This window comes from Variovorax glacialis (assembly GCF_051216375.1).
GTDB lineage: Bacteria > Pseudomonadota > Gammaproteobacteria > Burkholderiales > Burkholderiaceae_C > Variovorax.
The window spans coordinates 218398-232091 of record NZ_JBPJZT010000005.1; the positions used below are offsets into that span (position 1 = coordinate 218398).

Annotated in this window: 13 protein-coding genes and 1 tRNA gene; 5 read left to right on the forward strand and 9 right to left on the reverse strand. The window is 65.7% G+C overall.

The genetic code is table 11. From position 1 onward, the window contains the following. Positions 1-7: 7 nt before the first annotated feature. Entirely contained in the window at positions 8-2002 is a 1995-nt protein-coding gene (gene acs, locus ACSFBL_RS15665; RefSeq protein WP_435516699.1) for an acetate--CoA ligase, read from the reverse strand. A gap of 171 nt (positions 2003-2173) precedes the next feature. Here acs and ACSFBL_RS15670 point away from each other — a divergent pair, with 171 nt between their 5' ends. Further along, positions 2174-2794 (forward strand): YqhA family protein, encoded by a 621-nt coding sequence (locus tag ACSFBL_RS15670; protein WP_435516700.1) that lies wholly within the window; start codon positions 2174-2176, stop codon positions 2792-2794. 21 nt (positions 2795-2815) lie between these two features. Here ACSFBL_RS15670 and fumC read toward each other — a convergent pair whose 3' ends face one another. Beyond that, the gene (gene fumC, locus ACSFBL_RS15675) at positions 2816-4213 is read right to left on the reverse strand and encodes a class II fumarate hydratase (RefSeq protein ID WP_435516701.1); all 1398 of its coding nucleotides are present in this window, start codon (positions 4211-4213) and stop codon (positions 2816-2818) included. Positions 4214-4430: 217 nt separating this feature from the next. Here fumC and ACSFBL_RS15680 point away from each other — a divergent pair, with 217 nt between their 5' ends. From ACSFBL_RS15680 to ACSFBL_RS15690, 3 genes are read left to right on the forward strand one after another with little or no spacing between them, the layout of a single operon-like run. Further along, positions 4431-5981, forward strand: a complete 1551-nt coding sequence (locus ACSFBL_RS15680; RefSeq protein ID WP_435516702.1) for a fumarate hydratase — start codon at positions 4431-4433, stop codon at positions 5979-5981. 2 nt (positions 5982-5983) lie between these two features. Continuing rightward, a complete protein-coding gene (murI, locus tag ACSFBL_RS15685; protein ID WP_435516703.1) occupies positions 5984-6832 on the forward strand; it encodes a glutamate racemase in 849 nt (282 codons plus the stop codon). Between the two features lie 8 nt (positions 6833-6840). Continuing rightward, positions 6841-7605 (forward strand): PA3715 family protein, encoded by a 765-nt coding sequence (locus ACSFBL_RS15690; protein ID WP_435516704.1) that lies wholly within the window; start codon positions 6841-6843, stop codon positions 7603-7605. An 18-nt stretch (positions 7606-7623) separates the two neighbouring features. Here the strand turns inward: ACSFBL_RS15690 and ACSFBL_RS15695 are convergent, their stop codons facing one another. From ACSFBL_RS15695 to ACSFBL_RS15705, 3 genes are all read right to left on the reverse strand, one after another. Further along, entirely contained in the window at positions 7624-8922 is a 1299-nt protein-coding gene (locus ACSFBL_RS15695; protein ID WP_435516705.1) for an MFS transporter, read from the reverse strand. Between the two features lie 70 nt (positions 8923-8992). Then, positions 8993-9625 (reverse strand): DUF6806 family protein, encoded by a 633-nt coding sequence (locus ACSFBL_RS15700; protein ID WP_435516706.1) that lies wholly within the window; start codon positions 9623-9625, stop codon positions 8993-8995. Between the two features lie 22 nt (positions 9626-9647). Further along, positions 9648-9740, reverse strand: a tRNA-Leu gene (locus ACSFBL_RS15705). Positions 9741-10177: 437 nt separating this feature from the next. On the opposite strand from ACSFBL_RS15705, the gene ACSFBL_RS15710 reads away from it, so the two are divergent. Continuing rightward, a complete protein-coding gene (locus tag ACSFBL_RS15710) occupies positions 10178-10432 on the forward strand; it encodes a hypothetical protein (RefSeq protein ID WP_435516707.1) in 255 nt (84 codons plus the stop codon). A 25-nt stretch (positions 10433-10457) separates the two neighbouring features. On the opposite strand, the gene ACSFBL_RS15715 is transcribed toward ACSFBL_RS15710, so the two are convergent. The 4 genes from ACSFBL_RS15715 to ACSFBL_RS15730 form a co-directional block, all read right to left on the reverse strand. Further along, positions 10458-10592: a hypothetical protein gene (locus ACSFBL_RS15715; RefSeq protein WP_435516708.1), complete on the reverse strand. Its 135-nt coding sequence runs from the start codon at positions 10590-10592 to the stop codon at positions 10458-10460. A gap of 236 nt (positions 10593-10828) precedes the next feature. After that, positions 10829-11563 carry a hypothetical protein gene (locus tag ACSFBL_RS15720; protein WP_435516709.1) on the reverse strand — a complete coding sequence of 245 codons (735 nt, stop codon included), beginning with the start codon at positions 11561-11563 and terminating at the stop codon, positions 10829-10831. A gap of 134 nt (positions 11564-11697) precedes the next feature. Then, positions 11698-12168, reverse strand: a complete 471-nt coding sequence (locus ACSFBL_RS15725) for a hypothetical protein (RefSeq protein ID WP_435516710.1) — start codon at positions 12166-12168, stop codon at positions 11698-11700. A 216-nt stretch (positions 12169-12384) separates the two neighbouring features. After that, complete coding sequence (locus ACSFBL_RS15730; protein WP_435516711.1) at positions 12385-13500, reverse strand: hypothetical protein; 1116 nt, start codon at positions 13498-13500, stop codon at positions 12385-12387. Between the last annotated feature and the right edge of the window lie 194 nt (positions 13501-13694).

The window sequence follows — 13694 nt, forward strand, 5'->3', positions numbered from 1 at the left end:
GCCAGAATCAATAGGCTTGACCTAGTTGTTCGAGGATCGCGGGGTTCTCGAGCGTGGAAGTGTCCTGCGTGATCGCCTCGCCCTTGGCGATGCTGCGCAGCAGGCGCCGCATGATCTTGCCGCTGCGCGTCTTCGGCAGGTTCTCGCCGAAGCGGATGTCCTTGGGCTTGGCGATCGGGCCGATTTCCTTGGCCACCCAGTTCCGGAGTTCGGCCGCGATCTGCTTGGCCTCGTCGCCGCTCGGACGGCCGCGCTTCAGGACGACGAAGGCGCAGACCGCCTCCCCTGTCAGGTCGTCCGGCCGGCCGACGACCGCGGCTTCGGCCACCAGGTCGGTCTTGGCGACGAGCGCGGACTCGATCTCCATCGTGCCAAGGCGGTGGCCCGACACATTGAGCACGTCGTCGATGCGCCCCGTGATGCGGAAATAGGCCCGGTCCGCGCTGCGCACGGCACCGTCGCCGGCGAGGTAGATGGTGCCGCCCATCTCTTCCGGGAAATAGCTCTTCTTGAAGCGCTCGGGATCGTTCCAGATCGTGCGGATCATCGACGGCCACGGCCGCTTGATGACCAGCATGCCGCCGGCGCCGTGGGGGATGTCCTTGCCGGTCTCGTCGACGATCGCGGCCATGATGCCCGGCAGCGGCAGCGTGCAAGACCCCGGCACCAGCGGCGTCGCGCCCGGCAAGGGCGTGATGACGTGGCCGCCCGTCTCGGTCTGCCAGAAGGTGTCGACGATCGGGCACTTCTCGTGGCCGACGTTCCGGTAGTACCACATCCAGGCCTCGGGATTGATGGGCTCGCCCACCGTGCCCAGGATGCGCAGCGAAGACAGGTCCCAGTTCTTCGGATGCACCTTCTCGTCGCTGTCCGCCGCCTTGATGAGCGAGCGGATCGCCGTCGGCGCCGTGTAGAAGATCGAGACCTTGTGCTTCTCGATCATCTGCCAGAAGCGACCGGCGTGCGGGAACGTGGGAATGCCTTCAAACACCACCTGGGTTGCGCCCGCCGCGAGCGGCCCGTACGCGACGTATGTGTGGCCGGTGATCCAGCCGATGTCGGCGGTGCACCAGAAGATGTCTTCCGGGCGGATGTCGAAGGTCCAGTCCATCGTGAGCTTGGCCCACAGCAGGTAGCCGCCGGTCGAATGCTGCACGCCCTTGGGCTTGCCGGTCGAGCCGGAGGTGTAGAGGATGAAGAGCGGATGCTCTGCGCCGACCGGCACGGGCGCGCACTCGGTGCCCTGCCCCTTGAGCGCTTCGTCAAAGGTCTTGTCGCGGCCGGCCACCATGTTGCAGGGCGTCGCGGTGCGCTGGTAGACCAGCACGGTCTTGATCGACTCGCAGCCGCCCAGCGCGATGCCGTCGTCCACGATGGCCTTGAGCGGCAGTTCCTTGCCGCCGCGCAGCTGGAAATTCGCGGTGATGACGGCCACGGCGCCGGCATCGATGATGCGCTCCTGCAGCGCCTTGGCCGAGAAGCCGCCGAACACCACGCTGTGCGTCGCGCCGATGCGGGCGCAGGCCTGCATGGCGATGACGCCTTCGATGGTCATCGGCATGTAGATGATGACGCGGTCGCCCTTGCTGATGCCTTGCGCCTTGAGCGCATTGGCGAACTGCGACACGCGGGCCAGGAGTTCCTTGTAGGTGACCTGGGTGACGGTGCCGTCGTCGGCCTCGAAGATGATCGCCGTCTTGTTCTCGACCGGGGTGCCGATGTGCTTGTCGAGGCAGTTGGCCGAGGCGTTGAGTTCGCCGTCGTCGAACCACTTGTAGAACGGCACATTGGATTCGTCGAGCGTGCGGGTGAAGGGCTTGCTCCACACCACGTTGGCGCGGGCCTGGCGGGCCCAGAAGCCATCGAAGTCGTCCGCGGCTTCCTTGCAGAGGGCGTCGTACGCCGCCATGCTCGGGATGCGCGCGCCCTGGCTGGCGCGGGCGTCAGGCGGAAACACGCGGTTTTCGACCAGGACGGATTCGATCGTGGAAGCGCTGCTCATTCTCTGTCTCCTATGCCAACGTTCATACGGGCGGTAATGTGGGCGTCCGCACTTACGGATCACTGACGTGACATGTTACCGACAGGGGGCAATGACGCCACCGCCGGGATGCGCACCCTAGAATCGCGCGTTTCCCGTTGTTCGCGGGTCCAGCAATCAACGAGCCGATCGATGTCAAACACCGACCCCCTCCTCCCGCCCACCGGCAAGACCTCGCCGCTGCGCCCGCTGCCCAATTTGATCTTCGCGAGCCGCTGGCTCCAGTTGCCGCTGTACCTGGGCCTGATCGTTGCGCAGGCCGTGTACGTCGTGCATTTCCTGGTCGAACTGCTGCACCTTGTCGAAGCCGGCTTCGGTAACAAGGACGCGCTCGAAGCGCTGATCACGAGCATCGGCTACAAGACCACGGCGCCGGTCGCCTCGCTCAATGAAACCGTCATCATGCTGGTGGTGCTGGCACTGATCGACGTGGTGATGATCTCGAACCTGCTGATCATGGTGATCGTCGGCGGCTACGAGACTTTCGTGAGCCGCATGAACCTCGAAGGCCATCGCGACCAGCCCGAGTGGCTGAGCCACGTGAACGCCTCGGTGCTGAAGGTCAAGCTCGCGACGGCCATCATCGGCATCAGCTCGATCCACCTGCTCAAGACCTTCATCAACGCGGACAACTACACCGATCGCGTGCTGATCGCGCAGACGGCGATCCACATCACCTTCCTGCTGTCGGCGATGGCGATCGCGGTCACCGACCGGCTGATGGCGCCGGGCCGCGCCGTCGACGACCACTGAGGTCGCCGGGGCGGCGAGCGGTCACCGCCCGGTCATGTTCTCGGGAATCACCCACTGATCGAACTGCTCGGCCGTCAGGTGCCCTGAAGCGACGGCCGCATCGCGCAGGCTGCTGCCTTCCTTGTGCGCCTTCTTCGCGATGAAGGCGGCCTTGTCGTAGCCGATGTGCGTGTTGAGCGCCGTCACCAGCATCAACGAGCGCTGGACCAGTTCGGTGATGCGCTCGCGGTTCGGCTCGATGCCCACCGCGCAATGGTCGTTGAAGCTCACCATGCCATCGGCCAGCAGGCGCACACTCTGCAGGAAGTTGTGCGCCACCATCGGCCGGAACACGTTCAGCTCGAAGTTGCCGGAGGCGCCGCCGATGTTGATCGCGACGTCGTTCCCGAACACCTGGGCCGCGAGCATGGTGACGGCCTCGCTCTGCGTCGGGTTCACCTTGCCCGGCATGATGGACGAGCCGGGCTCGTTCTCGGGAATGCTCAGTTCGCCGATGCCGCTGCGCGGACCGCTGGCGAGCCAGCGCACATCGTTGGCGATCTTCGTCATGCTCGCGGCGAGCGTCTTCAGTGCGCCGTGAGCATGCACCATGCCGTCGATCGAAGCCATCGCCTCGAACTTGCTCGGGGCCGTGACGAAGGGCAGGCCGGTGAGCTTCGACAGTTCGGCGGCCACCTGTTCGGCATAGCCCTTGGGCGCGTTGAGGCCGGTACCGACCGCCGTCCCGCCCAGCGCGAGTTCGCACAGGTGCGGCAACGCCGCACGCACATGCGCCTCGCCGTGCGCGAGCTGCGCCACGTAGCCCGAGAACTCCTGGCCGAGGGTGAGCGGCGTCGCATCCTGAAGGTGGGTGCGACCGATCTTCACGATGTCGGCGAAGTCCCTGGATTTCTTGTCGAGCGTCGTCCGCAATTTGGCAATGGCGGGCAGCAGCTTGTGCGTGATCGCATCGACCGCCGCCACGTGCATGGCGGTCGGAAACACGTCGTTCGACGACTGGCTGCGATTGACATCGTCGTTGGGGTGCACGAGCCGCCCTTCGCCACGGTCGCCGCCGAGAAGCTCGCTCGCGCGATTGGCGAGGACTTCGTTGACGTTCATGTTGGTCTGCGTGCCCGAGCCGGTCTGCCAGACGACCAGGGGGAATTCGTCGCCATGCTTGCCGGCGATGACCTCGTCGGCGGCCGCGACGATGGCCTGGGTCTTCTTCTCGTCCTGCAGGCCGAGCGCATGGTTCACCACCGCCGACGCCCGCTTGACCTGCGCCAGCGCGCGGATGATCTCGCGCGGCTGCTTCTCGCCGGAGATGTCGAAGTTCTGCAGCGAACGCTGCGTTTGCGCGCCCCACAGCTTGTCGGCCGGCACCTCGATGGGGCCGAAGGTGTCGCGCTCGATGCGGGTGTTGGAAGTTGTCGCCATGATGAAAGCTCCGCTGGTGAAGGTGGCGGCGGCGCGCCGCGCGAGACGGCGAACACGCGGAAATGGGGAAGCCCGCGAAGGCTTCGGCGCCATAGGGCGTAATCCTTGATTGACAAATGAAGATAGCACAAGCCTATCCATGGTGCCCTCGCGCGGGCACCGCCGCAGCCGGGGATAATTGCGGGGTTTGTCCGCTACCCTCCCCACGAAAAACGCCATGACCACCATCCAGCAAGCCGACCTGATCGAGTCGGTCTCCGCCGCGCTGCAATACATCAGCTACTACCACCCGGCCGACTACATCGCCCACCTGGCCAAGGCCTACGAGCGCGAGCAGAGCCCGGCGGCGAAGGACGCGATGGCGCAGATCCTCACCAACAGCAAGATGAGCGCCACCGGGCATCGCCCGATCTGCCAGGACACCGGCATCGTCAACGTCTTCCTCAAGGTCGGCATGGACGTCCGCTGGGGCGGCTTCACCGGCAGCCTGGACGACGCCATCAACGAAGGCGTTCGCCGTGGCTACAACCATCCCGACAACACCCTGCGCGCATCGGTCGTCGCGGATCCGCAGTTCGACCGCAAGAACACCAAGGACAACACGCCCGCCGTGATATTCACCGAGATCGTTCCGGGCAACACGGTTGAAGTGACCGTCGCGGCCAAGGGCGGCGGCAGCGAAAACAAGAGCAAGCTCGTGATGCTGAACCCGGGCGACAGCGTGGTCGACTGGGTGCTCAAGACCGTGCCGACGATGGGCGCCGGCTGGTGCCCGCCGGGCATGCTCGGCATCGGCATCGGCGGCACGGCCGAAAAGGCCACCCTGCTCGCCAAGGAAAGCCTGATGGACGACCTCGACATGCACGAACTGCAGGCCAAGAAGGCATCGGGCGCTGAACTCTCCAAGGTCGAGGCACTGCGCATCGAGCTGTTCGAGAAAGTCAACGCGCTCGGCATCGGGGCGCAGGGCCTGGGCGGCCTCGCCACGGTGCTCGACGTCAAGATCAAGATGTATCCGACGCATGCGGCCAGCAAGCCGGTCGCGATGATCCCGAACTGCGCCGCGACGCGCCACGCGCACTTCGTGCTCGACGGCTCGGGCCCGGTGTACCTCGAAGCGCCCTCGCTGGACCTGTGGCCGAAGATCGACTGGGCGCCCGACTACAACAAGAGCAAGCGCGTCGACCTCGACAAGCTCACGCCCGCCGAGGTCGCGAGCTGGAAACCGGGCGACACGCTGCTGCTCAACGGCAAGATGCTCACCGGTCGCGACGCGGCCCACAAGCGCATCGCCGACATGCTCGCCAAGGGCGAGAAGCTGCCGGTGGACTTCACCAACCGGGTGATCTACTACGTCGGCCCGGTCGATCCGGTCGGTGACGAGGCCGTGGGCCCGGCCGGCCCGACCACCGCGACGCGCATGGACGGCTTCACCGAGATGATGCTGGCCCAGACCGGCCTGATCGCGATGATCGGCAAGGCCGAGCGCGGCCCGGTCGCGATCGAGGCGATCAAGAAGCACCAGAGCGCCTACCTGATGGCGGTCGGCGGCGCGGCCTACCTCGTGAGCAAGGCAATCAAGACCGCGAAGGTGGTCGGCTTCGCGGACCTCGGCATGGAGGCGATCTACGAATTCGACGTGGTCGACATGCCGGTGACGGTGGCGGTGGACGCGGGCGGCACGAGCGCGCACATCACGGGCCCGGCGGAATGGCAGAAGCGCATCGCGAGCGGCGAGTTCAAGACCATCGCGCTGCAGCCGGCCTGAGCATGACGCCGGTCGGCAACCCCTCCAGTGCCGATCGGCCGATCGGCGTGTTCGACAGCGGCGTCGGAGGGCTGAGCGTCCTAAACGCGCTGCGCGAGGAACTGCCGCACGAGCGATTCGTCTATTTCGCGGACACGGCCCACGCGCCCTACGGCGAACGCGGCGATGCGTACGTCGTCGAGCGCAGCGGCGCGGTCGCACGCTATCTGCTGGACACGCACCGGATCAAGGCCTTGGTCGTTGCCTGCAACACCGCGACGGCGGCTGCGATCCACTGGCTTCGTGCCGATCATCCGGCGCTGCCGGTGGTCGGTGTCGAACCGGCACTGAAGCCTGCGGTGGCGCACAGCAGGACCGGGCACATCGCCGTGATGGCAACGCGCGTCACCGTGGAAAGCCGCAAGTTCGAAGCGCTGCGTGCCTCGTTGGACGGGCAGGCGACCTTTCACATCGTCCCGTGCGATGGGCTCGCGGGTGCCATCGAGCGGTCCGATGCTGCAACGATCGCGGCACTGTGCCGGCAGTACGCGGATGCCGCAGGCAGCTATGGCAGCGAGCCCGGACAGATCGACACGCTGGTGCTGGGCTGTACGCACTATCCCTTCATCGCCGACGGCCTGCGCCGCCACACCGGCGACGCAGTGCGCTTCATCGATACGGGCGCGCCAGTGGCCCAGCAGACGCGCCGGTTGCTCGGCCAAGCGGGCCAACTCCGCGAGGAAAGCAACGGCACCGTCCTGCTTCTCGGCAGCGCGGCGCCCGAACTGCTGGACGCTGCGGCCTCGCGCTGGCTTGCCTTGCCTGCCGCGCGCGCCAGCCTGGCGCACGCTGCCGTCGCAGCCGCTGCATGACGCCGCGCATGGCCCGCAGATTCCTTGCCGCGTGCCTCCTGGGCGCCTTCTGCATCGCAGGCCACGCGGCGTGCGATACGGGCCTCGCCGAGCGCATGCACGCCAAGCTGCACCCCAAGCGTGCGCTCGACCACGAGCGCGCCGCGTGCGAGCCCTGGCGGGGCTTTCCTGGGCGCTTCATCGTCGTCCTGCCGATGCCGCGCGAATCCTCCGAGCCGGGCGCGACGCAGTTCGACTTGGACGTGCTGGTGGTCCAGCAAGCCGACAACGGGAACACGGACCGCGCCCGGGTGATCAGCCGGCTGTTCGAGGAGTCCGCGCTGACCGAAGACGCGGTGCGAATCGCCGAGATCAAGATCGACACGGCACGCTACACGCTGGCTTCCGACGCGCGGGCCTTCGGGCTGCGTGTTCTTCGCCAGGGCTTGTCGCGCGCCAATCCCTATGCCAACGAAACCCTGACGCTCTACGTCCCGCAAGGCCAGAAACTGGCGAAGGTGCTGGACGAACTCCAGCTGACGCTGGAGCAAGGCGAGTGGGACACCAATTGCACGGGCAATTTCGAGACGGTGCGAGGAACGCTTTCCGTTGCGCGGGGCATCGTGCACAGCGGTTATGCCGACCTGATCCTTCGCGAAGCCCGATCGGAGAGCCGGTCGGCGCCGCAGGGAGACGAGTGCCTGACGCACGAGCTGAAGCCGACCTTCAAGTCGACCGTGCTTCGTTATGACGGGTCCGGCTACCGCACCTCCAGCGCCGTAGCCTCCGAGTGACCTTGCGAGGTGCCGGCATCAGGCTCGCAGGGCGACCTCGCGACCGCGCCGCATGTCGATCGGCAGCAGGAGAAGGAGCCCGGCAATGAACAGCGTTGCGGTCGACAGGATCGCGATGCGCTGGTTGCCGCCTGTCATCCAGGTGATGGCGCCGTAGCTCAGCGGACCGATGATGCTGGCCAGCCGCGTGGCGAAGGTCCAGAGACCGAAGAACTCGGCGAGCTGGCGCGGCGGGGCGAGAACGCCCGTCATCGCCCGGCCGGCCGACTGGCTGGATCCCATCGCCAACCCGGCAATCGACGCAGCCCACCAGAAGCCGCCCTTCGTCGTCACGGACGCCGCGATGACACAGACCGCGATCCAGGCCACCAGCGTGCCTGCGAGCGAGCGCCTGTGGCCGAGCCGGTCCTGCCAGTAGCCGAACACGAATGCGCCCAGCGCGGCCGCGATGTTCAGCACGAAGATGAGCACCATCGTCTCGCTGGGAACGAACCCGATCACCTGCTCGGCATAGATCGCGGCCAGGGTGATCGCCACGGCCACCCCACCCTGGTAGCAGACCGTGCAGGCCAGCAGCCACATGAAGTCGCCGTACTGGCGCGCCTCGCGGAAGGTACTGCTCAATTGCAGCCAGGCGCTTTGCTGTTCGTTTCGTTCTTGCGGGACGGCGCGTTCGGGGAGCAACGCAAAGGTGACGCAGGCAGCCACGCCGTAGAGCGCCGCCGTGATGAGCATCGTGACCGGCACGAAATGCGCGGCTGGCAAGCCCTTGGCCTGCGCCGCGAGCACGTAGGCGAGGCACAGGCCCAGCGCGAGCATGCCGCCGATGTAGCCGAAGGCCCATCCCCAGCCGCTGACCTTTCCCATACCTTCGGCGGTCGCGAGTTCAGGCAGGAAGGCGCCGGTGAGGGATTCGCCGTAGGAATAGAAAGTATTGGAGATGATCACCAGCACCATCGCCAGCGCGACGGCATAGGTACCTTCCAGCCGCGGCGTGAGCGCCAGCGCCGCCGTGCCGAATACGCAGCCTGCGGTGACGATCATCAACACGCGCTTCTTGGCGGCATACAGGTCGGCCCAGGCGCCGATGGCGGGCATGGTCAGCATCACGATTGCATACGAGATGCTCAAGGCCACCGTCCATGCGAAAGCACCCCAGGGGGCGCCCTTCGCGATGCCACCGACGAAGTACGCCGCGAACACCGCGGTGATCACGACCGTGGTGTAGCCCGAGTTGGCGAAGTCGTACATGGCCCATCCGAAGACCTCGCGCTTGCGCACGCCGGATCGGAGGGCTGACTGGGGGAACAAGGGCAAGCGACGTCTCCTCGAAAAGAACGTCGCCGAGCATAGCGGAGCGGCTTGACCGCTCCATTTCGCGCTGCGGCTAGTGCAGGTGACGCGGTCGGCGGCCGCCGCCGTGTCCGCCGCTGCCGGCCCCGCCGGTGCCGCCACGGGGGCGCTTGCCGATCTCGAGCGAATTCACGAGCGCATCGAAGCGATCGCCGAACAGCTTGTCGATCTCGGCGACGACGCCACCGAGTTCGGCGCCGTCGAAGTGGCGTTCCATCAAGTTGACGACATCCTCGACCAGCAGGTCGCGCTGCACCTGCATGATGGCCGCGGGATTGGGACCGACGAACAGCATCAGGAAGTCGTCGCGCGACTCCTCGTCGGGATCGCCCTCCTCCTCGTCGAAGTCGGTGTCGTAGAAGGTGACTTCGAGGGCTGCGCCCTGCTCGGAGAGTTCGTTGAGCGCCATGCACATCTCGTCGAGCGCCTGGCGGAAGTCTTCGTCGCCGGCGACCGTCCAGCAGATCTGGAGCATGTGGTCCTTCTGCTCGAAGCGGATGCCGGGCTCTTCCTCGTAGACGCTGGTCGCGCCGTCGGCCAACGAACGCGCGCCGGCGTATTTCCAGAGCGGCTTGAGCGCTTCCTGGATCTGTTCGAAGGTGACATCGGAACGCAGCGGCACATCGCCGTGCACGTGAATTTCGAACGGAGCGTTATAGCGAGGCATGTCTTGCTCCCTTGTAGTGTGGTGGTGCCCGGAACCGGGGTCGAACCGGTACGCCCCTTATGCAGGAAGCGGCGGATTTTAAGTCCGATGTGTCTACCAATTTCACCATCCGGGCGTACGGTCGGGCATTGACGATACCCCAAACAAAAACAGCCCCGTCAACGTTGGTTGGCGGGGCTGCATTTTCGGTACCGAAGGAAGTGGAGGCGCGACCCGGAGTCGAACCGGGCTAGACGGATTTGCAAGCTATTTTGAGCAATTTCCGGTCTGGCGCTGCACCAAGGGCAACGCAATTATATACAGTCAGTTGCAGTCCGATTATTTGGATAGCCAGTCTGTTGAACCGGGGAAATTGCGTTAGAGGGTCGGCACGGGCGGCGGCAAACCGCTCGGGAAGGGCCTTGGTGAGCCCGTAGGAGCCGCGTTCAGGCGCGGGCAGGGGTGGGTATGTGGTCAGCCGGAAAGCGGCTGGAACCGGACGGCCAAGCGTCGATGCCATCGAGGTCAGGTGGGCACACTGCCTGCCCCTCCTCAGCTGCAGGAGCAATCCACATGACCACCAAGCAAGACGACGAAGCGCAGCCGCAGGACCTGGCCGAGCGCCTGCGCATTGCCAGCGATGCGGCGAGGCTGGCGTCGACCCTCGTGGGCGAGTTGGTCAGCATGGCGGACCAGCCCGCCGACATCGAGTGCGAGCGCGTCCGCGAGATCCTCCTGCGCTTGGTCGTCCTAACCCGCTTGGGCTCGATGGCCAACCATCCGGACGTCACGCTCGATCAACTCAAGCAGTGGGCCGTCGACGACTGATGGGGCGAGCGCAGCGGCCAAGCGGCTAGAAAAGGGTCGGCGCAATCCAGATGAGCGCCGCCCACGCCAGCGCGAGCAGGACGAACAGCACGATGATGATTTTGTTGAGCACGACTTCAGGATAGCCGTCCGTCGAAAGGGGGGCGGGGGTGGCGTGCACGGTGGGGGGGCGTGTGCGGAGTACGCGCGAGGCCCTCGACCGGGGCTTGTCTCGCGGTGCGCACCTCGAAGGGTTGGCCGATTTCTGAGAGGACGCGGGCGGCCGGCCGTTTGAGCGCCTTTTTGCGGTCAGCGAGGGTTGGGTAAGGGTCAGGGGCGAACGCGCCGTGGTGGCCCGGGGGCGAGCTCGACCGGGCTGAGGCGGCGGGCTGAATGGGCGATGACGCGCCGGCGGCATCAGTTCAAGCGCAGCGCGTATCCGACGTGCCACCACCATCCGCTGCGCGTCTCCACTGCCTTAAGACACTCCTCCCGCCCGAGAATTTTGAGCGGGTCCGACTGGCACATGCCTAGCGACAACGCATACCGCTGGTTTTCCGCATGGGCAAGCGCAGCACCGAACCACACTAGCAACGCGCACAGGACGGCAATAGCGCCGCCGAAATAGACCCGACCCAGTGGCTTTGCAAACGCTTGATCCGCGCGTGCGCGCAGTCGCTTGACCAACGGCTCGCCGATCTGAGCCGCACGATCGAGCGCCCCCTGCATCGCATGACAGCGGCCGATCAACTCCGCGTCCGTCATGGTGTCGTGCTCTTTCATGATTAGTTCTAAGCCGACCCGGAAAGCCCGAATATTCGAGTAGACCGACACCACTGCTTCCACCTGCGCTGCGCCTAGCAGCCCAAGCTTGTCGATCACCTCATCAATCACCATGTCCTTCGGTCGCTCGAACGGCCGAAACGCAATGGCAGCCCTGTTGCCCCTTTGAACCAAATCTAGCCACGACCTGAGCATATCGGCGAGCATAGGCCACGCCGGCTGATACGAGCCAAGCTCGCCCGCAATCGCTGCCGCGATGGCCGAGCCTTCGCGATGCCGCTTGTAGCTCTCCGAGACGAACTGCGTGAGGTATGCGACCGTGAGGGCCACGCATCCCGCAATTACCGCCGTAGCCATTCCATCTGACATGCTTCCGCCTCCTATTTAGGGATGCGAGCATGCCACGCATTTTGCAAAGGCCTGATGGCGACAAGCGGCCTCTTCGCCAGGCGTTGCGGCCGGGCGATCCGCAACGGGCTAGGCATCGTGGCGGCTTTGGGCGCTTAGCGCGACAAAATGAGCTCGGCCCGTTTGATCGCGCGTTGCGCGCGAGCACGCTTGCTGGACATTGCGCTTTGCGGAAACCCGAGGGCGGCCAGTTCGCGCTGCTGCATGCCATGCACCGCGGCGATGAGCTGATCCATGTCGCGCTTGTTGATGCGGGCAGCCTGCTCGAGAACATCGATGCTTTGGTCACGCTCGCTCAGCGCAGCGGCGACGCCATCGGCAATCGCGTTGACCCCGGCCAGCGTCAGGCCGGTCGGCTCGCCAGACCGCCCGCAGGCGCCGGAGCTACAAGCCGGCGTCGGCGTCGGCTTCGGCTTCGGCGTGTAGACCTTGACGTTGCCGGCCGCGATCGCATTCGCGATGTCCACCTGGTTGCGCTGGAGGCGAACGGTGACACCGTCGGGCGTCTTCACCACGAGGTGGTCCGCCTGCTGCTCAATGCCGGGCAATAGCAGGCCGCCGGACATGCTGCGCGTTGGATAGTCGATCATGTTAGGGCTCCTCTTTGCTGAGGTTTCGCGGCCGGCGTGGCCGGCGCTGTGGTGCGCAACTCGGCCTCGCGCACTTCAGTCTCCAGAATGCGCTTGGCGAGCGCGCGTGCGGTCTCCTGCTGACCCAGTATGACGGCACGCGCGAGTTGGAAGGCTCGAACGCGCGATCCGTGCAAGGGATGCGGCATTCGGTCACCACGAAACGTTCGACAACACAGCGACGGCGCCCGGCGCGCTGGTCCAGTCAGTCGGCAAGATCAGGCGGAAACTCGTCACAGCGGTCTGCCAAGTCGACCTCAACGGTACCGCCCCAGACAAGTCTTCGGCTACGGCGCTCGAATCGGATTCCTCATGCAACACCGCAGAGTTCGCAGCGTCGAATCGCGGGGGATCCGCGGCAATGGCCGTGGCCGCGCAGTCGATCAACAGGACACGGTCTGGCGGTACGGAGGGAGATGCGACGACCTCAAGGCCCAAGTACGTTCGGTGCACCTGCATCTCGAGAAAAAGCTGAGTGAGCGTAGCTGCAGATCCGCTATGCATGACCCATCGCGTCGTCGCCGGGTTGCCGTAGCCGGCCGCAGCCAACAGCGCGTCTAGGCGGCCACGCAGATCCGAAGCGATGGCCTCTGGCGTCGTGCCGCTGGACGCAGCCGTATCGGCACCGTACGCAAGGCCGGGAGGACGCTCGTCATCGCCCGGCACGGCGTCAAAAACCAACGAATCGAGCGCGTAGCTGGTGTCGCTGATGGCTCCCCGGCGAACCACTTCCGCCAACACGTCGTCCCCTGCGCCTAGGACCATTTCGGTCGTTGCGCTCGCGAGGACCGCCAAGCTGTGCGGCTCTAGAGATACGCTGCTCAAACTCAATGCGCCAACCCGGATGGGCGCACCTTCCTTGCGGAATGCCCCGCTGAGATTCTTGCCACCAGGCACCCGCGTCGGCACGCGCACCTTGCCTCTGCCTGCGAACTCGAACTTCACGACCGGCAACTGCGCGAACGCATTGCCCTGTGCGGCGACCAAGTCGAACAGTGCGACGACGGTCTCATTGACGAGAGCGCCGGCCCATGCGGGCTCACTGACCATCGCGGGCGGTTGCTGACCGCGCGCGACGACATCGACCGCCTTCAAGATGCCAGAAGCATCGCGGTCGTTATCGTGCCTCGCCAGAAATGCAGCCTTACGCGACAAACCGGTGGCGGCTGATGTGAGCACGACTCCGCAGGCGCGCAGCAATCGTGCGACTGGGGCGGATGGCACGGCGGGGCGATCGATCACGCGGGGCACGTCGAGCGCAGCGTTCATGACTGCACCTCACTCGAAAGGTTGACGGCGGATGTCGCGGTCGGTGGGGCGCACAACGCGCATACCGTGCGCTTCACGGGCGCCCACTCTTCGAGACGCTGCTCGGCCCCGAAGCCAGCGAACGCGGGAAGCGCCGCGACACGTGTCAGGTCGCCGGTGGAAGTAGGCACGGCATTGCTGCTGAGACTAGGCTC